Below are 20057 nucleotides of genomic sequence, written 5' to 3'. Positions count from 1 at the left end.
ACATAACGGTCACCAAAATCAGGATTTTCACACATTTTCGCTGCGATGCAGCAATATTTGTACAAAAAAGCCCCAATTCAAGTAGCAATTTGAAACCTATCTATTCAACTTAATTTCCAAAAATGCAATTTAATTTTGACACCTGAAATAAATATGCGAATGTAGCTCAGCGTCGATTCGGATTCGCATCTGATCGGTCGCACCAAAGGTCGCGAGAGGAGTCGCGGCCATAGAAACATTTGGGAGATACCTATGCGTAAAGCTTTAACAGTAGCCGCGATCGCAGTCGCCGGCTTCACAACCACCGCAGCACTTGCGGATGGCCATGCAAAAACCGTCGGCGTCAGCTGGTCCAACTTCCAGGAAGAACGCTGGAAAACTGACGAAGCCGCAATCAAAGCTGCTTTGGAAGCCGCGGGCGCCAACTACGTTTCCGCTGACGCACAATCGTCTTCTTCTAAGCAGCTTTCGGACGTTGAAAGCCTGATCGCACAGGGCGTCGATGCGTTGATCATTCTGGCCCAAGACAGCGCCGCTATTGGCCCAGCTGTAGAAGCTGCTGCCGACGAGGGCATCCCGGTTGTGGGCTATGACCGCCTGATCGAAGACCCTCGCGCCTTCTACCTGACCTTCGACAACGTTGAAGTTGGCCGCATGCAGGCCCGTGCCGTTCTGGCCGCGCAGCCAAAAGGCAACTATGTCATGATCAAAGGCTCGCCTACTGACCCGAACGCAGATTTCCTGCGCGGTGGTCAGCAAGAGATTCTGCAAGCGGCGATTGACGCAGGCGACATCACAATTGTTGCCGAGGCCTATACCGATGGCTGGCTGCCAGCAAACGCGCAGCGCAACATGGAGCAAATCCTGACCGCGCAAGACAACAAGGTTGATGCGGTTGTGGCCTCGAATGACGGCACCGCTGGCGGCGTTGTGGCTGCTCTGACGGCGCAAGGCATGGAAGGCATCCCAGTGTCCGGCCAAGATGGCGACCACGCAGCGCTGAACCGCGTTGCAGGCGGGACACAGACCGTATCAGTTTGGAAAGACGCACGCGAACTGGGCAAAGCAGCTGGTGAAATCGCCGTGGCTCTGGCCAATGGCACAGCCGCCGCTGACGTCGCAAACTCGCAGTCCTGGACTTCGCCAGGTGGCACTGAGATGACAGCTGTCTTCTTGGCACCTGTTCCTGTCACGTCCGACAACCTCTCCGCCGTGGTCGACGCGGGCTGGATTGCACAAGACAAGCTGTGCCAGGGCGTCTCCGGCGGCCCAGCACCTTGTAACTAAGCGCCTCCTCCCGGCACTTACAGGCGGGCCGCCTCACTCTTCCGGCGGCCCGCACCAAAACGACCCGAGATTTTCAACGCTAATCCGAATATGCTGCCCGCGCCCCACAAGCGCGCCTGCAACGCATATCGACCCGCTAGGACCAAAACAGCGCCATGTCAGATACGACGCATAGCCCCGCCGCCGCCCCGAAGCGAAACTTCATCCAGACATTGGAGATCGACACTCGCCTGTTGGGCATGATTGGCGCCTTCATTATCGTGTGTGTTGTCTTCAACATGTTGACCGACGGGCGTTTCCTGACCCCTCGCAACATTTTCAACCTGACGATCCAGACTGTTTCTGTCGCGATCATGGCGACCGGCATGGTGTTCGTGATCGTGACCCGCCACATCGACCTGGCCTGTGGCGCGCTGCTTGCGACCTGTTCTGCCCTGATGGCGATGACGCAAACGCTGTATTTGCCCGACTGGTTCGGCCTGCCCTTGGGCCACCCGGCCATCCCCTTTATCGCCATTGCTGTAGGCCTGATTGCGGGCACAGCCATCGGCGCTTTTCAAGGCTATTTGGTGGGCTACCTGACGATCCCGGCCTTTATCGTGACACTCGGCGGCCTGCTGGTCTGGCGCAATGTCGGCTGGTACCTCACTGACGGCGCCACGATCGGCCCGCTCAACCCAACCTTCATGAAGCTAGGCGGTATTAACGGCACGCTCGGCGAAACCTGGAGCTGGATCCTTGGCATCATCGCTGTGGTCGTCGCCCTTTGGGCACTCTACGCTGGCCGCCGCAACAAGATCGCGCATGACTTCCCAGTCAAACCCGCTTGGGCAGAAGCCATCAACGCAGCCATCATCGCCGGTGGCATCCTGGGCTTCATTGCTATCTTAAACGCCTATCAAATCCCGCCCGGCCGCCTGAAACGCTTGTTTGAGGCCGCAGGACAGGAAGTCCCCGAAGGCTACACCGCCTCTTATGGGCTTCCCTTCTCCGTCTTGCTGCTGATCGCGGTCGCCATCACCATGACTGTCATCGCCAAGAAAACCCGGCTAGGCCGCTACATCTTCGCCACTGGCGGCAACCCCGACGCAGCAGAACTGTCTGGCATCAACACACGTATGCTGACGGTCAAAGTCTTCGCCCTGATGGGCGCGCTCTGTGCGCTGTCTGCGGTCGTGGCCTCTGCCCGGTTGACCAACCACTCCAACGATATCGGCACACTTGATGAGCTGCGCGTTATCGCGGCGGCCGTCATTGGCGGCACGGCGCTGTCTGGTGGAATTGGCACGATCCATGGCGCTATCCTCGGCGCGCTGATCATGCAATCGCTGCAATCAGGCATGGCCATGGTTGGCGTCGACGCACCGTTGCAAAACATGGTCGTGGGCACCGTTCTGGTTCTCGCCGTCCTCACCGACATCATTTACCGCAAACGCACGGGGGCAAAGTGATGAGCACGCCACTTGTTGATCTTCGCAATATCTCAATCTCCTTTGGCGGGGTTCGCGCCGTCGACAATGTCTCGCTTGATCTGCACGCGGGCGAAGTCGTGGGGCTGCTGGGCCACAATGGCGCGGGCAAATCGACGCTGATCAAAATCCTGTCCGGCGCCTACCAAATGGACAGCGGCGAGATCTGGATAGAAGGCCAAAAGGCAGACATCGCCTCGCCCCGTGACGCGCGCCGGTTCAATATCGAGACGATCTATCAAACGCTCGCTCTGGCCGACAATCTGGATGCCTCGTCCAATCTCTTTCTTGGCCGTGAGCTGACCACCCCGCTGGGATTTGTCGACGACGCCAAGATGGAGGCGGAGACCGCCAAAATCATGGCCCGCCTCAATCCCAACTTCAAAAAACTGTCCGAGCCTGTTTCGGCCCTGTCGGGCGGGCAGCGCCAATCCGTGGCCATTGCGCGGGCCGTGTATTTCAACGCCAAAATTCTGATTATGGATGAACCGACGGCAGCACTCGGCGTGCATGAAACCCAAATGGTCGCGGACCTGATCCAAGAGCTTAAAGCTCAAGGCTTGGGTATTTTCCTGATTAGCCACGACACACGCGAAATGCTGGAGCTCTGCGACCGCGTCTCCGTGATGAAAAACGGCGCGATGGTCGGCACTGAAAAGGTCGAGGACGTGACCGAGGATGACATCCTGTCGATGATCATCATGGGCAAAAACCCCAAAAAGGACGCCGCATGAGGGCTTCATTGTTCCAAAAATATTCCGGGGTGAGCACGCTCGCGTGCGGGGGGCAGAGCCCCCAATGCCCCGCGCGGCTCGCGCAAAAAGATCGCGCGCCGAAGGCACAATAGGAGTCTCGCAATGTATCTTGGCATCGATCTTGGCACCTCCTCAGTCAAAACGCTTCTGATAAGCGAGGACCAAACAGTTATCGCGGAAGCGCGCGCGCCTATGTCTGTGTCCCGCCCGCATCCGGGCTGGTCGGAACAAAACCCAGCCGATTGGCTCAGCGCAACCTCGAAAGCGATGGAAGTGCTGCGCGCGGAGGCCGATTTGAGCGGCGTCAAAGGTATTGGTCTGTCGGGCCATATGCATGGCGCGACACTTGTCAGCAAAGATGGCGACGTTCTGCGTCCATGTATATTGTGGAACGACACGCGCAGCCATGTGCAAGCCGCAAAAATGGATGCTGATCCCCAGTTTCGCTCCATCTCCGGCAATATCGTTTTCCCAGGTTTTACGGCGCCGAAGCTTGCGTGGGTGCGCGACACTGAACCGGAAATTTTTGACAAAACCGACCTTGTGCTGTTGCCAAAGGACTATTTGCGCCTTTGGCTCACTGGGGAGGCCGTGTCTGAAATGTCGGACGCCGCCGGAACCTCTTGGCTCGACGTTGGTGCGCGGGACTGGTCGGAGCCACTGCTCACGGAAACCGGTCTGACCCGCGCTCATATGCCTAAACTGGTCGAAGGCTCTGCCGTCTCGGGCGGGCTGCGGCCTGAACTGGCCCGCAAATGGGGCCTGCCCGCCAACACACCCGTGGCGGGCGGCGGCGGTGACAATGCCGCGACTGCGGTTGGCGTCGGTGTAACCACGCCGGGTCAGGCCTTCTTATCACTGGGAACCTCCGGGGTTCTCTTCGCTGCGACGCCAAGCTACGCCCCTGACGCGGCAACGGCGGTGCACACGTTCTGCCATGCGCTTCCTGACACTTGGCACCAGATGGGCGTGATCCTTTCTGCGGCAGATCTCGCTTGAATGGTACGCGCGGTTAACCGGCAAGAAAGCCGCGGACCTGACCAATTCTCTGGGCGGGCTCAAAGCCCCCGGCCGCGCTTGCTTCTTGCCCTATCTGGGCGGCGAACGGACCCCACATAATGACGCCCATATCCGGGGCGCGATGATTGGGGTGGAACATGAAACCGATCTAGAGGCGGGCACCCGCGCTGTGTTGGAAGGCGTCGCCTTCGCGCTGAAAGACAGCGCTGACGCGCTCGCAAAAACAGGCACGCAAATCGACAGTTTGATTGCTGTCGGTGGTGGCTCCGCCTCAAAGCACTGGCTGGAAATCATGGCGACCGTTCTGGGGCAGGACATCCAAATCCCCGTTTCGGGCGATTTCGGGGCCGCCTTCGGGGCAGCGCGCTTGGGTATGATGGCCGCAACAGGCGACGTCAGCATCGCCACACCGCCCAAGATCGAGGCGACTATTGCGCCCAATGCCACACTCGCAGACGCCTTCACTGAGGCGCATCAACGCTACAAAGACACTTATCAAGCTCTAAGGACCCTCTCATGACCGACTTTTTCAAAGGCATCGCCAAAGCACGCTTCGAGGGGCCTGACAGCACCAACCCGATGGCCTTTCACCACTACAACCCTGATGAAATGGTCATGGGCAAACGCATGGAAGACCACCTGCGCTTCGCAGCCGCCTATTGGCACAGCTTCGCATGGCCGGGCGGCGACCCGTTTGGCGGTCAGACCTTTGAACGCCCATGGTTCGGCGACACGATGGAGCTCGCCAAGCTGAAAGCCGACGTCGCCTTTGAGATGTTCGACATTCTCGGCGTGCCCTATTTCTGCTTCCACGACGCAGACGTGCGCCCGGAGGGTTCAAACTTTAACGAAAACACGAAGAACCTCGAAGAAATCACGGATTACATTGCAGAAAAGATGGACGCCACTGGCATGAAACTGCTCTGGGGGACGGCCAATCTGTTCTCCCACCGTCGCTTCATGGGCGGCGCGGCTACCAACCCGGACCCAGACGTATTCGCCTTCTCGGCAGCGACAGTCAAAACCTGCATGGATGCCACCCATAAGCTGGGCGGCGAGAATTACGTGCTGTGGGGTGGTCGTGAAGGGTATGAGACCCTCCTGAACACCGACTTGAAAAAAGAACGCCAACAAGCTGGCCGCTTCCTGCAAATGGTTGTCGATTACAAACATAAAATCGGCTTTGACGGCGCGATCCTGATCGAGCCCAAACCACAGGAACCGACCAAGCATCAATATGACTATGATGTCGCGACCGTTTACGGCTTCCTCAAGGACTTCGGACTTGAAGGTGAGGTGAAGGTAAACATCGAACAAGGCCACGCCATTCTGGCAGGACACAGCTTCGAGCATGAGCTGGCCACAGCCGCAGCACTGGGCATCTTTGGCTCCATCGACATGAACCGCAACGACTACCAATCGGGCTGGGACACGGACCAATTCCCCAACAATACACCTGAAGTGGCTCTAGCCTATTACGAAGTGCTTAAGGCAGGCGGCTTCACCACGGGCGGAACCAATTTCGACGCCAAACTGCGCCGTCAGTCACTTGACGCAGAAGACCTGATTGCCGCTCATATCGGCGGAATGGACATCTGCGCCCGCGGGCTCAAAGCCGCCGCAGCCATGCTGGAAGACGGCACGCTGGAGGCAATGCGCGATGCGCGTTACGCAGGCTGGGACGGCTCAGACCTGTTGGAGGGTACGCTCGACGGGATCGCCGCAAAGGTAGCGCAAGATGACATCAACCCGCAGCCGCGTTCCGGCAAGCAGGAAATTCTTGAAAACGTCGTTAACCGCTTCGTCTAGTCAAAATCAGGTATTCCAGCCGGGCGCACTTCTTGCCATAAAGCGCGCATGACGAAAGAAATCTCGACGATGCGCCGTGAAGCGCTGCGGCTTTTTGATGTTGCCATCAAAGCAGCCGATCCAGCCGCCGCGCTCACTGCGCAGTTTTCTGAACCAATAACGGCTCCAAATGGCCGCGTTATCCTTGTAGCCGTCGGCAAAGCCGCCGTGCCCATGATGCGCGCCGCGCTGGAGCTGGCTGAGGGTGATTTGGCCGCTTTGGTGGTCACAAACTATGAAAACGCGCAAGAAATTGACGGTGCAACCGTCATGGCGGCAGGCCACCCGGTGCCTGACGAAAACGGGCTCAACGCGGCAAAAGCCGTCGCCGCAGCATTGATGCGCGCAACGGCTCAAGACAGGGTCATTGCACTGATTTCTGGCGGCGGGTCAGCGTTGCTGCCACTGCCAGCCAAAGGGCTGACGCTGGCCGACAAGGCTAAGACATCTGAGGTTTTGCTCGGCGCCGGGCTTGATATTGGACAGATGAACCTCGTTCGCCAACAGCTGAGCCAGATGAAAGGCGGCGGCCTGCTGCGCTTTGCCGCCCCCGCCAAGGTAGAGGCCTATATCCTGTCAGACGTGGTTGGGGACGACCTGCGCGTCATCGCTAGTGGGCCCACCGTCGCCCCCATCGGCACCAAGTCCGAGGCGCGTGCGCTGCTGCACCCGGTCTGGGGCGACCTGCCATCAGCGGTTCAGGCGCATTTGTCAGGCGAAGATGAAGACGAGAGCGTCAACACTTCGACAAACACATTGATCTGTTCCAACCGAAAGAGCCTCGATGCGATGAAAGCTGCGCATCCGGGTGCCCTGATCGTCGACGACCAGTTGGAGGGCAACGTAGCCGAGGTTGCGCCGAAATTGATTGAGATCGCGCAGCAGGCCCCTGCCGGCAGTGCTTTGCTGTTTGGTGGCGAAACCACCGTCACCCTGACCGGCACCGGAAAAGGCGGCCGCAATCAGGACCTTGCCCTGCGCATGGCTTTGAGCGGGCTTTCGGGCGACTGGGTCTTCCTTTCCGGCGGCACCGATGGGCGCGACGGCCCAACTGATGCCGCGGGCGGATTGGTCGACAGCGGAAGCGCTGCACGGATGCGCGCGGCAAGCGCAAACCCCGAAGCGCTGTTGGGCAATAATGACGCCTATGCCGCGCTCAAAGCGTCTGATGATCTGGTTATGACGGGCGGTACTGGCACGAACGTGGCTGACGTTCAGATTTTACTAAAGGCTTGATAAACAGTATCTTAGGTGCCGACATTCACAGAAATCTCGGCGTCAATTGCAATATCGACCCCGCCAATGGTGTAGATGACATACAGACGATCACCGATCATCTCGGACGTGTCCGCCGGTGCAATCCCAGGCGCGAAAACCCGGTGCCCCGCGCCGCCATGCACGATGATCGCCGCATCTTTTCCAGATAAATCACGCAGGTCGTCCTCCGTGATCGATAGATTGTCATAGTCGCTCAAGCTCAGATCGACAGCGCAAACATGATAGGGCGCAAGGGGGTCAACGCCGTCCTCTTGGCTTAGCGCCCGCATCGCGCGCAGAGATATCATGTCATCCTGCGCGAAGGCAAGCACCTCAGCCTCAGGGTTGTGATCGTAAAGCGCACCGTTGACGAGGTTGATCCAAACGGCCTCACTGGCGGTACCGCCGTCGACACCGGTGGCTGTGATGCGGGCTTCGCAAATCGGTGGCAAGCCCGCGATCTCTGCTTGCTTTACCCGAAACGTCCAGATGCCATCGTCGCGCACTTTGGTCTCGAAACCGGGACCAGGCACCAAATCAAGACGAATTGAGCAGCCCACTTCGCCTGTGCCATCAATCTTCAGATATGACAGCACGCCTGCGCTGTTCGCCTCTGCACCCAATGTCACGCTACCAGCCCCCCAGCCGTTCGATACCCGGTCTACACCAAGTTTGCGTAGCGTAAACTGGCCGCGACCTCAAATGAAATCGCAGATGTGGTATAGGCCGTGGCCGGTACCACGACGGCTGGTGGCTAGTTCGCTTGCGTCGGGCCCGCCGGATCGGAGGTCTGCAACACGCGGTAGCAACTCGCCTCCCCCGTCATGGATGGGGTCAAATTATAGCTTTCGTTTGGTGGGATGGCGCAGGTGTCGCCCGGGTTCAAAATCTCGGACCCCTGCCCCCAGCTTAACCGCCAATGTCCACGCATCGGCATCAGAACGGTATTTAGATCATGGCGTTGCGCACCCTCACCAAGCGAGCCGCGTGCGAGAAGTTCTACCTCAAAACCCGGTCTGTCGCGCAGTTGAGCCAGAGGGCCAATCACTTTGGCCGGTTGCTTGTCTGCGAGGGCGATCAGGTCCCAATAGCGCGATACAAAACGCGGTACGACATCAAGCGTGCTGGGTTCGGGAAAGGCTTTCAGCTCTTCGTCGCTCAGCAATGGCATGGGCACCACGCCATCTGGCAGAGACTGCCCTTGCTTGCCATCATAGAGCTTGCCGTTTTCGCCCAGAACCAGCCCATGGTCTTGGGCGTCCTCAATCACTTGCGGCGCCCAAATCACGCCGCCGCCCGCGTCATCGCCGCCAAGGATCGCCATGATCATCCCGTAATCGACGCCGACATTCTCAAATCCGCGAAAAATGCCGGTCGGGATATTGATGATGTCCCCCTCTTCCAACACCACTTCGCCAGCAGTGCCCCAACGCCCCCAGAAAAAGCGCCACCGTCCCTTGAGCACAAAGAACACCTCAGCTGTGCGATGCGAATGCAGAGAGTTGCGGCATTTCGGCGGTTGCCCGGCGGCACCAACATTGAACCCGATCTTGTCGGCAATATGGACATGCTGATCCGGGCTTTCAGACACACCGCCGCCAATGATTGTGAAATTTTCTTTCTGATCACTGCCTGGTGTATGCGCGTCAATAAAAGCCGTTTTGCAAGGCTTCAAATCACCATAACGCACGATACGGGCTTGCATTTCTTCAGGCGACATAAGGCTTTCTCCAACGGGGTCTTACGTTAGCCTACCCGCTGTGAATACGTATTCAAGTCGTTTTTGTTAGAAACAGCTATTCAGCTTCACAATAAGCGTTGTAGCACAATGCGATCATGACCATCGCCTGTACCGTCATCATCTGCATCGCGGTGATGGATGAAGCCGTGGCGCTGCCAAAAACGAAGCCCGTCTTGGTTTTGCACCAGAACCGCCACCTTCAAAGTCTCCGCACCGGATGTTTTGGCCAAAGCGGCAACGTCGCGCAATACCTCAGTGCCCATCCCCGTGCCACGAAAGGCCGGGTCGAGCAAAAGCAGCCCAATATACCATTCGCTCGCGAGCTCATAGCCCGGCGCAAGCCCGAGTAGCCCACGCAACTTACCATCCGGCTGTTCCAGCCCCATTGTCAAAATGTCATCTTTGCTGCGTCCCGGCGGCGCATCATTGAACAACCCGGTGACCCAAGTTGCGTCCGGTTCGCGCCCCGTTTCCATCAAGATGTAGTCACGACAGCGCTCGGCGCAGTCCAAGACACGTGCGCTGTCCGTTTCGGGTTGCAACAAGGTTAATTGCCACTCATCGGCCATTGCAGCGCTCCGTTTCTAGCTCGGCAAATGCGGCACGGCCGCGATCAGCTTTTGCGTATAGGGATGTTTTGGATCCGTAAACACCTGTTCGGTCGCGCCCTGTTCGACAATGCGCCCAGCTTGCATCACCAACACGCGGTCCGTGATCGAGCGAACGACGGACAGATCGTGGCTGATAAACAAATAGGTCAAGCCAAACTGGTCCGACAGGGCCGCTAGAAGGTCCAAAATTTGCGCGCGGATTGAGACATCCAACGCCGAAACAGCCTCATCCAAAACGATCAGCTTGGGTTTGATCACCAACGCCCGCGCAATCGCAATTCTCTGCCGCTGTCCGCCCGAAAATTCATGGATATACTTGTGCTTATCAGCAGCTGTTAAACCAACCGAGGTAAGCGCTTCGTCGATCTCTTCCTGCGTCCCAGGCCGGTCGAGCAGGAAAAAAGGTTCACTGACAAGCCGGCCAACTTTGTGTCGTGGGTTGAACGAGCCGTAGGGATCCTGAAACACCACCTGCATTTTACGTCGCAACGCCGGGTCGGGCTGTCTGCCCGCATGAACTGGTGCGCCGTCCAAGGCGATGCTGCCCCCTGCAAACAGTCCAAACCCAGTATCGCGCGGGTCAAAGTCGACTTTCCGCAACCGCTTTCGCCGACCAGGCCCAAGCTCTCACCTTCGAAAATCTCGAAACTGACATTGTCGACCGCTACCAACCGTTCTGGTGGCGCAAGTAGCGATTTTCGCGGCAAGACATAGCGGCGCGTGACGGTATCAACTTTTAGTAACGGTTGCGCCTTGGCGGCGGCGTTTCGTGCGGGTTGATGCGTAGAGGCGGCGAACAAAGCTCTGGTGTAGGGATGCATCATCGTACGATGCAAGTCGGGCCCGTTCCCGGTCTCAACGATCTCACCACGACGCATGATCGAAATTTCATCGGCAAGTCCCGTGACCACCGCCAAATCGTGCGTAATCAGCAGAACAGCGATATCGTCTTCATCGGCCAGCCGCTTGATTAGCTCCAGTATTTCAGCCTGCGTGGTCACATCAAGCGCCGTTGTCGGCTCATCGGCAATCAATAGCTTTGGGCGTAAGGCAATCGCCATAGCAATCACAACGCGTTGCCTCTGCCCGCCAGACAGCTCATGCGGGTAACGTGTCAACGGAAATTGGCTTGCGGGTAGCTCACACCGCTCTAACGCGTCTTGAGCGCGCGCACGCGCCTCTGCCCGCGTCACATTTTCATGAATGAGAATAGTCTCAGCGACTTGCGCACCAATCGTCTGCAACGGGTTAAGGGCCGTCATGGGTTCCTGGAACACCATACCCACCACCCTGCCGCGCAGATCGCAAAGCCGCGCCTCAGACGCGCCTAGAACCGGCATGCCGTCCAGAGATATCGCCCCTTCGCAAACCGCCCCGTCGGGCAGCAATTGCGACACCGCAAAGGCCGTCATTGATTTTCCCGAGCCGCTTTCGCCAATCAAGCCATGTATCTGCCCCGGTGCAATTCCCAGCGAAACACCTTGCAAAATTGACGTCTCGTGGATGGTTAACGACAGATTTTCAATCTTTAACATGCTCATCGAACCGACCGTCTGAGCTTAGGATCGAGCAAATCTCGCAACCCATCGCCAGCCAGGTTCAACCCCAACACGGTCAGCAAAATGGCGAAGCCGGGGAACAGCGTAATATGCGGGGCGATCATGAACAGTGTTTGGCTTTCAGCGAGCATCCGCCCCCAACTTGGTGTCGGGGGTTGCGCGCCAAGACCCACATAAGAAAGCGCGGCCTCCGCCAATATCCCCAGAGAAAATTGAATGGTGCCCTGCACAATCAGAAGGTTGGCGATATTGGGCAAGATATGCTCGGCCGAGATACGCATAGCGTTTTTGCCTGCCACCCGCGCAGCCAGAATGTAGTCTTGCTGCCAGATAGACAACGCGGCGCCGCGTGTGACCCGGGCAAAGACCGGGATGTTGAAAATGCCAATCGCAATAATCGCATTCACCGCGGACGGGCCAAATACGGCGGTGATCAGGATCGCAATCAGCAGCGAAGGAAATGCAAAGATCAGGTCATTGCCACGCATCACGACCTCATCAAGCCAACTGCCGCGCCAAGCGGCCGCTGTAAGCCCTAGCGGCACGCCCAACCCCATCCCGATGCCGACGGCCACAATCGCCACGGCGATTGAGGTCCGCGCCCCAACCATGATCATCGACAAGATATCCCGCCCCAGTTGATCGGTCCCAAACGGATGCAAGGCGGAAGGCGGCTTTAACTTATTGCTAATCTCCAACACCGTGTGGTCATACGGCGTCCAAATGAATGACAGCGCGGCCCCGATCATAAAAAGGCACGTTAAACCAACACCTAAGACAAGGTTTCTCATGTCCGCACCCGCAGGCGTGGATCAACCCAGGCATATGCCAAATCGACGAGAAAATTTACCATGATCACCGCAAAGACCAACAGCATCACAACGCTTTCGACAACAATCAGGTCACGCTGCGAAATTGCTTGAAAGATGAGCCGTCCCAAGCCCGGCAGGAAGAAAACATTTTCAATGATAATCGCGCCGGCCAGCAGGAAAGAGAATTGCAAACCAAGGATCGTCAGCACCGGGATCATCGCGTTTCTGAGCGCGTGACGTCGCAACGCCTGCCGCTTTGTCAGCCCTTTTGCGCGTGCCGTGCGAATGTAGTCTGACGACAGCGTATCAAGCAGCGAAGACCGCATCACCCGCGACAAGATCGACGCTTGCGGCAAAGCCAGTGCAATCGCCGGCAAGGTCAGCGCTTTTATCGCTGGTAGCAACCCGGCCTCCCACCCCGGAAAACCGCCTGCCGAAAACCAACGTAAGTTGATAGCAAAGATCACCACCATGATCATCGCAAACCAGAAATTCGGAATCGCTACACCCAGTTGCGTACCGCCCATTACTGCGACGTCTGTTAATGACCCGCGCTTGGACGCCGCCAAAATACCAACCGGGAAAGCCACAAGAATGGTTAGCGCGAGCGCGTAAAGCGCCAGCGGGAGGGAGATCATCAAGCGCTCGGCCACGATGTCAGACACAGGGCTTCGGTAGGTATAGGACGTACCAAGGTCGCCTTGTAACAGGCCAAAAATCCAAGACAAATACCGATCAAAGAGCGCCTTGTCTAACCCAAGCTCATCCCGCAGCGCGGCTATGGTTTCGGGCTGCGCATTCAGCCCCAACATGAATGATGCCGGGTCGCCTGGCACCACTTCTATAGTGGCAAAGATCACAAAGCTCGCCACGATCAAAGAGACCAGAAGCGAGCCTGCGCGGCCTAGCGCATAGCGAAGCACCGGGTGTCCCCGCCGCCGTTAATCTGCCCAGCTTACAGCCGTCAGATCGACTGCCTGCGTCGGCGCATCCGCCCAGATCCCCTGCAGCTTGGCATTGACGACAGACGTCAACGCCAACTGGAACAAATAGGCGTTCACGTAGTCCTCCGAAATGATTGTCTGCGCCTTTTGAAGCATCTCGACCCGCATCTCGGGATCATTCTCAACATCGAAATCCGCCATTAGCTTTTGAAAGTCGATATTGTCGTACTGAAAGTAATATCCCGGGCGGGCGTAGATACCGATATCCATGGGCTCCGTATGGCTGACAATTGTAAGCCCGAAATCATAGCCCTTGAATGCCTGCTCCAGCCATTGCGCCCATTCGAGATTGCTGATTTCGGCTTCAATGCCCACTTGGCGCAGCTGTGCCGCGATAATCTCTCCACCCCGGCGCGCATAGGATGGCGGAGGTAATTTCAACGTGGTGGTGAACCCGTTCGGGAAGCCCGCCTCGGCCAGTAGCGCCTTTGCTTTTTCTGGATCGAATGTCGAATTGCCGGTCAGGTCAATATATGCTGGATTATGCGGCGCAAAATGGGACCCGATGGGCGTGCCGTATCCAAACATGGCGCCGTCAATAATCGCAGATCGGTCAATCGCATGGCTGACGGCCTGCCGCACCAGTTTATTGTCGAACGGCGGCAGCTTGTTGTTCATCGCCATGATCGTCTCGCCCTCCGTATTGCCGGCAAGCACGGTGAAGCGCGGGTCTGCCTCGAACTGAGCAAGGTTTTCAGGGGCGGGGTAGCTGTAAAACGCGTCGATATCCTCAGCCATCATAGCGGCGAATGCAGCCGTTGGGTCAGAGATGAACTTGAAGGTGGCGCCATCAAGTTTGGCGGCCTCGCCCCAATAGTCGTCATTTCGGATCAAGGTAATGCTGTCACCTTGCCTCCAATCCTCAAACTTGAAAGCGCCTGTGCCAACAGGATTAGACTTGATATCCTCGATACTTTCCGGCGCGACAATAACAGCATCACCCCATGCCATGTTGAACAAAAACGCGCCTTGTGGCTCTGATAGTGTGACCACAACCGTGCGAGCGTCGGCGGCCTGTACGCCTGCGATATTGCCGAACAACCCTTTTTGCGCGTTGGTCGAGTCCGTGCCGCGTGCCCGGTCGAGGGTGAAGACGACGTCGCTAGCATCCAACGTGGTGCCATCGTGGAAGGTTACCCCCTCACGCAGGGTAAATGTGTAGATTAAGCCATCTGCCGAGACTTCCCAGCTTTCGGCGAGTCCTGGCACCACGGAGCCGTCTGATGTAAAGCGCGTAAGCCCTTCAAATACGTTGGAATATAAGACCTGATCAATTGCACCTGCAGCAGCCGATGTTGGATCAAGATGCGGCGGTTCGAGCTGCAAGCCTACCGTCACGTCACGCGCCTGCGCTGCACCGCTGGCCAGTATTGCCGCGACAGATACGGCCCCCAAAACCATGTATTTCATCTCATACCCTCCAAAAGTCGATTGCGCTTGGCACCAAGCTTGAAGCGGAAACGCTGCGCAATCAAGCTGGTAAGGGTGGCCTTTAGGGAAGCCACTTGTTAACCGACGCGCAACTTTTGACCGAGAAGGAGCCTCAACATGAGCGCAACCGCCCGCAAATCAGCCCCGATGCCGGAAGATATCCGCGCGCGAAAAGGCGGCGTGCCTTTGGTCAGCCTCACCGCCTACACGACCCCGATGGCGGAGCTGATGGATGGGATTTGCGATTTTGTGCTGGTGGGCGACTCGGTTGGGATGGTGTTGCATGGGCTGACCTCGACGCTCGATGTTACGCTCGACATGATGATCCTGCATGGCCAGGCAGTGCGGCGCGGACTGAAAGCGTCGATGCTGGTCGTTGACATGCCCTTCGGCAGCTATGAGGAGAGCCCAAAGCAAGCCTTCCAGAACGCATCCCGCATCATGCGTGAGACTGGCGCAGGCGCGGTAAAGCTGGAAGGCGGTGTGGTAATGGCCGACACGATTGCGTTTTTGACCAAACGCGGCATCCCCGTGATGGCGCATATCGGGCTAACCCCGCAATCCATCAACACGCTAGGCGGCTACAAGGTGCAAGGGCGCGGGCCACAGGCCAAACAGATGTTGGCGGATGCGCAGTCCGTAACGGACGCAGGCGCCTTTGCCGTCGTGTTGGAGAAAGTGCCTGAGGTCTTGGCAGATGAGATCACGGCCGCGGTGTCCATCCCGACCATCGGTATTGGCGCATCATCCCAATGCGACGGGCAGATTTTGGTGGTGGACGACATGCTTGGGCTATTCACCGCCTTCAAGGCAAAGTTTGTGAAACGATACAGTAATTTAGGCGACGATGCTAAAGCCGCAATCGAAACCTATGCGGGGGAGGTTCAAGCGCGCAGCTTCCCGGGCCCGGAACATGTCTTTGCAAGCGAAGCCCCAGCAAAGAAAGCCGACAAATGAGCGTGCCGATCATTCGTACGCTGGCGGAACTGCGCGAGCGTGTTCATCGTTGGAAGGCCGCTGGCGAAACCGTTGGTGTTGTCCCGACGATGGGCGCGTTGCATCAAGGGCATCTCAGTCTTGTGCGGGCAGCCAAGGAGGGGTGCGACCGGGTGATCGTGACGATCTTCATTAACCCCAAGCAGTTCAACAACCCGGAAGACTACGACAACTACCCGCGTACCGAAGAGGAAGACGCGCGCAAGCTCGCCGCTTTTGAGGTCGACGCGGTTTACGTGCCGGACGGCGCGCAAATGTACCCGGATGGGTTTGCTACGACTGTTTCGGTTGAAGGCATCACCGATGGGCTTTGCGGCGCACATAGGCCCGGACATTTCGATGGGGTCGCCACAATCGTGACCAAGCTCTTCACCCAGACCATGGCCGATCGGGCTTATTTCGGCGAAAAAGACTACCAACAATTGCAAGTCGTCACACGGTTGGCGCGTGATTTAGACTTGGGTGTTGAGGTTGTCGGCTGCCCCACAATTCGTGAAGAAGACGGCCTTGCCATGTCATCGCGAAATCTGCATTTATCCGATAGATCAAGAACTTGGGCACCAGAGCTAAATCGCGCGATGGAAGACTTGGCTGCAGGAATTCTTGCAGGTGGTGACCTGAACACCTTGAAAGCCGACGCAATCGCACGCATTGAACGCGCCGGATTTACACAAGTGGAATACTTGGACCTACGCGCGGCTGACACCTTGGAACTGCTGGACGCCCCAGATCGCCCGGCACGGCTTTTGGCGGCCGCCTGGCTTGCAGGGGTTCGGTTGATTGACAATATCGCTGTCGGCTGAGGCGATTTGCGCCATGGTATTGTCAGTTTCCATGCTTACCTCTGTGGCTGATGATAGCACAACGACCGCCATTTTCGTATCGTCAGGACCCCAACGTCCCCGCGTTTGAGGCTGGCCTTTGCTTTACCGTGATGGACGCGCATTGCGCGCTTTGCGCCAAAGGTGCCGCGTGGATCGCGCATAACGACAAGCGGGCAGAGTTTCGCATCATTCCCCTACAATCTGAACGAGGCGCAGCATTGCTGACGCATTACGGGCTCGATCCAAACGACCCGACCTCTTGGCTGTATATTGAGGATGGGCAGGCTTATTGCTCCCTCGATGCGGTGATCCGCACCGGGGCACGGCTGGGTGGTATTTGGAAAACCCTGCAAGTCCTCCGCCTGTTGCCGCGCGCCGTTCAAGACTGGCTTTACCGCAGCGTGGCGCGCAACAGGTACCGGCTGTTTGGGCGCGCTGACCTGTGCGACCTGCCAGACGCCCAAGTACAGAAACGGTTGATACAATGAAGATTTTGATCCTCGGTGGTTACGGGGTGTTCGGCGGCAGACTTGTGGAACTGCTGAGCGACTGTGCCGCGCTACACATGGTGGTCGCCGGGCGCAGCATTGAAAAGGCGACAGCCTATTGCCGCGCCTACTCTGGGCAAGCACAGGTCACGCCGCTCAAACTGGACCGCATAGACATCGAGAAAGCGCTTACCGAAGAGCAACCCGATTTGGTTGTCGACGCCTCGGGCCCATTTCAGGCCTATGGCCGCGACCCCTATCAGGTGATCAAAGCCTGCATCGCGCAGGGGGTCGACTATCTTGATTTTGCCGACGCCGCCGATTTTGTCTTCGGCGTCTCGCAATTCGACACCGAGGCCACGGAAAAGGGCGTTTTCGTTCTATCAGGGGCAAGCAGCTTCCCGGTTCTGACTGCCGCTGTGTTGCGCGAAATGGCGAAAGAGATGGACATCGAGAAGGTGACCGGCGGTATAGCGCCTTCACCCTATGCCGGGATTGGGCTCAACGTCATGCGCGCTGTGGTGAGCTACGCTGGCGCACCGGTCAAACTGACGCGCGGCGGCAAACAAATCGCAGCCAAGGGTTTGACCGAAAGCCTGCGCTATACAGTCGCAGTTCCCGGGCATGTTCCGCTGCGCAACATTCGCTTTTCGCTCGTCGATGTGCCCGATCTGCAAGTGATCCCACCAGAATTCGACACGCTGACAGATATCTGGATGGGCGCGGGCCCGGTGCCGGAATCGCTGCACCGCATCTTGAACCTGCTTGCAAAGGCGCGGGCGACGTTGCGCCTGCCGTCCCTCGTGCCACTGTCACGGTTGTTCTATTTGGTACTGAACCAAATGAGGTTCGGTGAGCACCGTGGCGGGATGTTTGTTGAAGCCATGGGACGACATGATGGCAAGGCGACAACGCGCAGCTGGCATCTTTTGGCGGAAGGCGATGACGGGCCGTACATTCCATCGATAGCAATTGAGATTCTGGTGCGGAAACTATTGGCAGGTGAACCTCCGGCACCCGGGGCGCGGTCCGCCGCGCAGGCTTTGGACCTTGCAGACTACGATGCGGCCTTTGCCTCCAAGACAATCTACACTGGATTTCGATCCGACACAGAGGGGCTCTACCCAAACGTCCTTGGCTCTGCCTTCAACACGCTGCCTGCCCCGGTTAAAGATTTTCACACGCGCGACACCGTGCACCAATGGCAGGGCACAGCCAAGATCACACGCGGAACCAACCCTATCGCGACTATCGTCAACAGATTGGTCGGGTTTCCCAAACCCGGGGATCAGGTCCCCGTCTCGGTTGAGGTCGCGCCGGGGCCAAAGGGGGAGACATGGACGCGCAATTTCGCGGGCAAAGTTTTCTCCACATTTCAGGAAGAAGGCACAGGGCTAAATGCGCATTTGATCGTTGAGCATTTCGGCCCGCTACGCGTGGCCCTTGCGCTGCGTTCGGAGGGTCAAAACCTGTATCTCGTGCCCCGCCGTTGGAGCTGCTTCGGTGTCCCGCTACCCAAGTTTTTGCTGCCCGGCGGCACGACTTTCGAAACCGAACAAGACGGGAAATTCTGTTTCCATGTTGAGATCAAAGCGCCAATTTTAGGGTTGATTGTGTCCTATCAAGGAACATTGACACCCGTTTAGTCGGGCAGCAGCAAATCCATCAGGCTGTGGCTCATGACCTTGGCGCTATCTAGCATATCATCAACCTCGATATATTCATCGGGCTTATGCGCCAGCTCCAAAAGTCCGGGGCCATAAGCAATGCAATTTTTCAACCGCCCAATCCGGTCGATGTGCTTTTGGTCATAGGTGCCGGGGCTGACAACATATTCGGCATCCTTGCCCAGCACCGATTGTACAGCCCTCTGGACGGAGGTGACCACGGGCGCGTCCTTCTCAGTCATGGTGGGCGCAACGCTCCACATTTCATTGAGATCATAGCTGAAATTCTCGCGCTCAACCTTCAGGCGCTCCAAGATCGCGACCACCTCGCCGCGCACCTCGTCCTCGCTTTCCTCGATCAGGTACCGGCGGTCGATGATCATACGGGCACGGTCTGGCACGCAGGCGGATGGTAGCCCTGTGAAATCGGGTTCTGGCTCCGCCTGTCCGCCGTGGAAGCTATTGATATTCAACGTTGATTGCCGCGCCCCTTCGGGCACCACCGGCATGGCCGTGTGTTTGCGCGCAAGCGCGGGGAACAGTGTTTCTTCCATCTCCGACAGCACGGCGCCCATGTGACGGACCGCACAGTCGCCCAAAAACGGCATGGAGCCATGGGCGATCTCGCCATGTGTCTCAATCTCGGCCCACCAGACGCCGCGATGCCCCAGGCAGATACGATCCTTTTGCAAGGGCTCAGGGATAATCACGTGCTGGACATGCGCGAAATGCCCCTTCTCAGCCAAATAGGCGACGCCGCCATACCCGCCGGTTTCCTCATCCGCCGTGCCTGAAATCTCGATAGCTCCGTGGAAATCAGTGAACTCTTCCAGAAAAGCCTCGGCCGCGACGATCGAAGCGGCCAACCCGCCCTTCATGTCGCAACTACCACGCCCATAGATTTTTCCGTCTACCAGCTCCCCGCCGAACGGGTCGCGTGTCCAGCCTTGGCCAACCTCGACCACGTCGGTGTGGGAATTGAAATGCACGCAATCGCCCTGCCCCGTGCCGTCGCGACGCGCAACAACGTTCCAACGCGGGTATTTCTTCGAATCGCCGGGCGAGCCTTCAGCGCGGATCAGCTGGACTTCGAATCCCGACTTGGCCAGACGCTCGGCCAAGTAGCCGCAAATCTCGCGATAGTTTTCGCCCGGCGGGTTCAGTGTCGGGATCGCTATTAGCTCTTTCGTCAAGGTGATCAAGTCATCTTTTTTGTCGTCAATGCGCGCGGCAAGGCGTTGAAAATGCTCGGGTGAAACTGACATACCGAACGCTAGCCCTGATTTGG

At 57.7% G+C, this 20057-nt stretch carries 16 protein-coding genes and 2 pseudogenes; 10 read left to right on the top strand and 8 right to left on the bottom strand.

What is annotated here, in order from left to right; translation table 11 throughout:
• Nucleotides 1-252 precede the first annotated feature (252 nt).
• The 6 genes and pseudogenes from xylF to ACZ1G7_RS00615 all read left to right on the top strand — a co-directional run bounded on the left by xylF (nt 253) and on the right by ACZ1G7_RS00615 (nt 7615).
• Nucleotides 253-1287, top strand: coding sequence for a D-xylose ABC transporter substrate-binding protein (gene xylF, locus ACZ1G7_RS00640; RefSeq protein WP_472661449.1), 1035 nt, complete (start codon nt 253-255; stop codon nt 1285-1287).
• Nucleotides 1288-1442: 155 nt separating this feature from the next.
• Nucleotides 1443-2738, top strand: a complete 1296-nt coding sequence (locus ACZ1G7_RS00635; protein ID WP_472661447.1) for a sugar ABC transporter permease — start codon at nt 1443-1445, stop codon at nt 2736-2738.
• The gene (locus tag ACZ1G7_RS00630; protein ID WP_472661446.1) at nt 2738-3490 is read left to right on the top strand and encodes an ATP-binding cassette domain-containing protein; all 753 of its coding nucleotides are present in this window, start codon (nt 2738-2740) and stop codon (nt 3488-3490) included. Before ACZ1G7_RS00635 ends, ACZ1G7_RS00630 begins: the two co-directional genes overlap by 1 nt.
• A 123-nt stretch (nt 3491-3613) precedes the next feature.
• A pseudogene (gene xylB / locus ACZ1G7_RS00625) lies at nt 3614-5051 on the top strand (xylulokinase).
• Nucleotides 5048-6340: a xylose isomerase gene (gene xylA, locus ACZ1G7_RS00620; RefSeq protein WP_472661444.1), complete on the top strand. Its 1293-nt coding sequence runs from the start codon at nt 5048-5050 to the stop codon at nt 6338-6340. The pseudogene xylB and the gene xylA overlap by 4 nt, the downstream one beginning before the upstream one ends.
• Before the next feature lie 48 nt (nt 6341-6388).
• Nucleotides 6389-7615 carry a glycerate kinase type-2 family protein gene (locus ACZ1G7_RS00615; RefSeq protein ID WP_472661443.1) on the top strand — a complete coding sequence of 409 codons (1227 nt, stop codon included), beginning with the start codon at nt 6389-6391 and terminating at the stop codon, nt 7613-7615.
• An 11-nt stretch (nt 7616-7626) separates the two neighbouring features.
• Here the strand turns inward: ACZ1G7_RS00615 and ACZ1G7_RS00610 are convergent, their stop codons facing one another.
• The 7 genes and pseudogenes from ACZ1G7_RS00610 to ACZ1G7_RS00580 all read right to left on the bottom strand — a co-directional run bounded on the left by ACZ1G7_RS00610 (nt 7627) and on the right by ACZ1G7_RS00580 (nt 14764).
• Entirely contained in the window at nt 7627-8265 is a 639-nt protein-coding gene (locus ACZ1G7_RS00610; RefSeq protein WP_472661441.1) for a hypothetical protein, read from the bottom strand.
• A 125-nt stretch (nt 8266-8390) separates the two neighbouring features.
• Nucleotides 8391-9356, bottom strand: coding sequence for a cupin domain-containing protein (locus tag ACZ1G7_RS00605; RefSeq protein ID WP_472661440.1), 966 nt, complete (start codon nt 9354-9356; stop codon nt 8391-8393).
• A gap of 86 nt (nt 9357-9442) precedes the next feature.
• Complete coding sequence (locus ACZ1G7_RS00600) at nt 9443-9946, bottom strand: GNAT family N-acetyltransferase (RefSeq protein ID WP_472661439.1); 504 nt, start codon at nt 9944-9946, stop codon at nt 9443-9445.
• A gap of 15 nt (nt 9947-9961) precedes the next feature.
• Nucleotides 9962-11529: pseudogene (locus tag ACZ1G7_RS00595) on the bottom strand (ABC transporter ATP-binding protein).
• Nucleotides 11526-12338 carry an ABC transporter permease gene (locus ACZ1G7_RS00590; RefSeq protein WP_472661438.1) on the bottom strand — a complete coding sequence of 271 codons (813 nt, stop codon included), beginning with the start codon at nt 12336-12338 and terminating at the stop codon, nt 11526-11528. Before ACZ1G7_RS00590 ends, ACZ1G7_RS00595 begins: the two are co-directional and overlap by 4 nt.
• Complete coding sequence (locus tag ACZ1G7_RS00585; RefSeq protein ID WP_472661437.1) at nt 12335-13282, bottom strand: ABC transporter permease; 948 nt, start codon at nt 13280-13282, stop codon at nt 12335-12337. The genes ACZ1G7_RS00590 and ACZ1G7_RS00585 overlap by 4 nt, the downstream gene beginning before the upstream one ends.
• Before the next feature lie 18 nt (nt 13283-13300).
• Nucleotides 13301-14764 carry an ABC transporter substrate-binding protein gene (locus ACZ1G7_RS00580; protein WP_472663776.1) on the bottom strand — a complete coding sequence of 488 codons (1464 nt, stop codon included), beginning with the start codon at nt 14762-14764 and terminating at the stop codon, nt 13301-13303.
• Between the two features lie 147 nt (nt 14765-14911).
• Between ACZ1G7_RS00580 and panB the strand changes: the two genes are divergently transcribed.
• The 4 genes from panB to ACZ1G7_RS00560 are packed head-to-tail and all read left to right on the top strand — an operon-like array spanning nt 14912 to nt 18748.
• Nucleotides 14912-15751 carry a 3-methyl-2-oxobutanoate hydroxymethyltransferase gene (panB, locus tag ACZ1G7_RS00575; protein ID WP_472661436.1) on the top strand — a complete coding sequence of 280 codons (840 nt, stop codon included), beginning with the start codon at nt 14912-14914 and terminating at the stop codon, nt 15749-15751.
• Nucleotides 15748-16593: a pantoate--beta-alanine ligase gene (panC, locus tag ACZ1G7_RS00570; RefSeq protein WP_472661434.1), complete on the top strand. Its 846-nt coding sequence runs from the start codon at nt 15748-15750 to the stop codon at nt 16591-16593. Before panB ends, panC begins: the two co-directional genes overlap by 4 nt.
• A gap of 50 nt (nt 16594-16643) precedes the next feature.
• Nucleotides 16644-17102, top strand: a complete 459-nt coding sequence (locus tag ACZ1G7_RS00565) for a thiol-disulfide oxidoreductase DCC family protein (protein WP_472661433.1) — start codon at nt 16644-16646, stop codon at nt 17100-17102.
• A complete protein-coding gene (locus ACZ1G7_RS00560; protein ID WP_472661431.1) occupies nt 17099-18748 on the top strand; it encodes a DUF4166 domain-containing protein in 1650 nt (549 codons plus the stop codon). Before ACZ1G7_RS00565 ends, ACZ1G7_RS00560 begins: the two co-directional genes overlap by 4 nt.
• Here ACZ1G7_RS00560 and ACZ1G7_RS00555 read toward each other — a convergent pair.
• Entirely contained in the window at nt 18745-20034 is a 1290-nt protein-coding gene (locus ACZ1G7_RS00555) for an acetylornithine deacetylase/succinyl-diaminopimelate desuccinylase family protein (RefSeq protein WP_472661429.1), read from the bottom strand. The two genes, ACZ1G7_RS00560 and ACZ1G7_RS00555, sit on opposite strands and share 4 nt — an antisense overlap.
• Nucleotides 20035-20057 lie beyond the last annotated feature (23 nt).

It is taken from the genome of Litoreibacter sp. JB4-2 (genome assembly GCF_055693445.1).
This window is presented reverse-complemented; position numbering and strand designations above follow the sequence as displayed.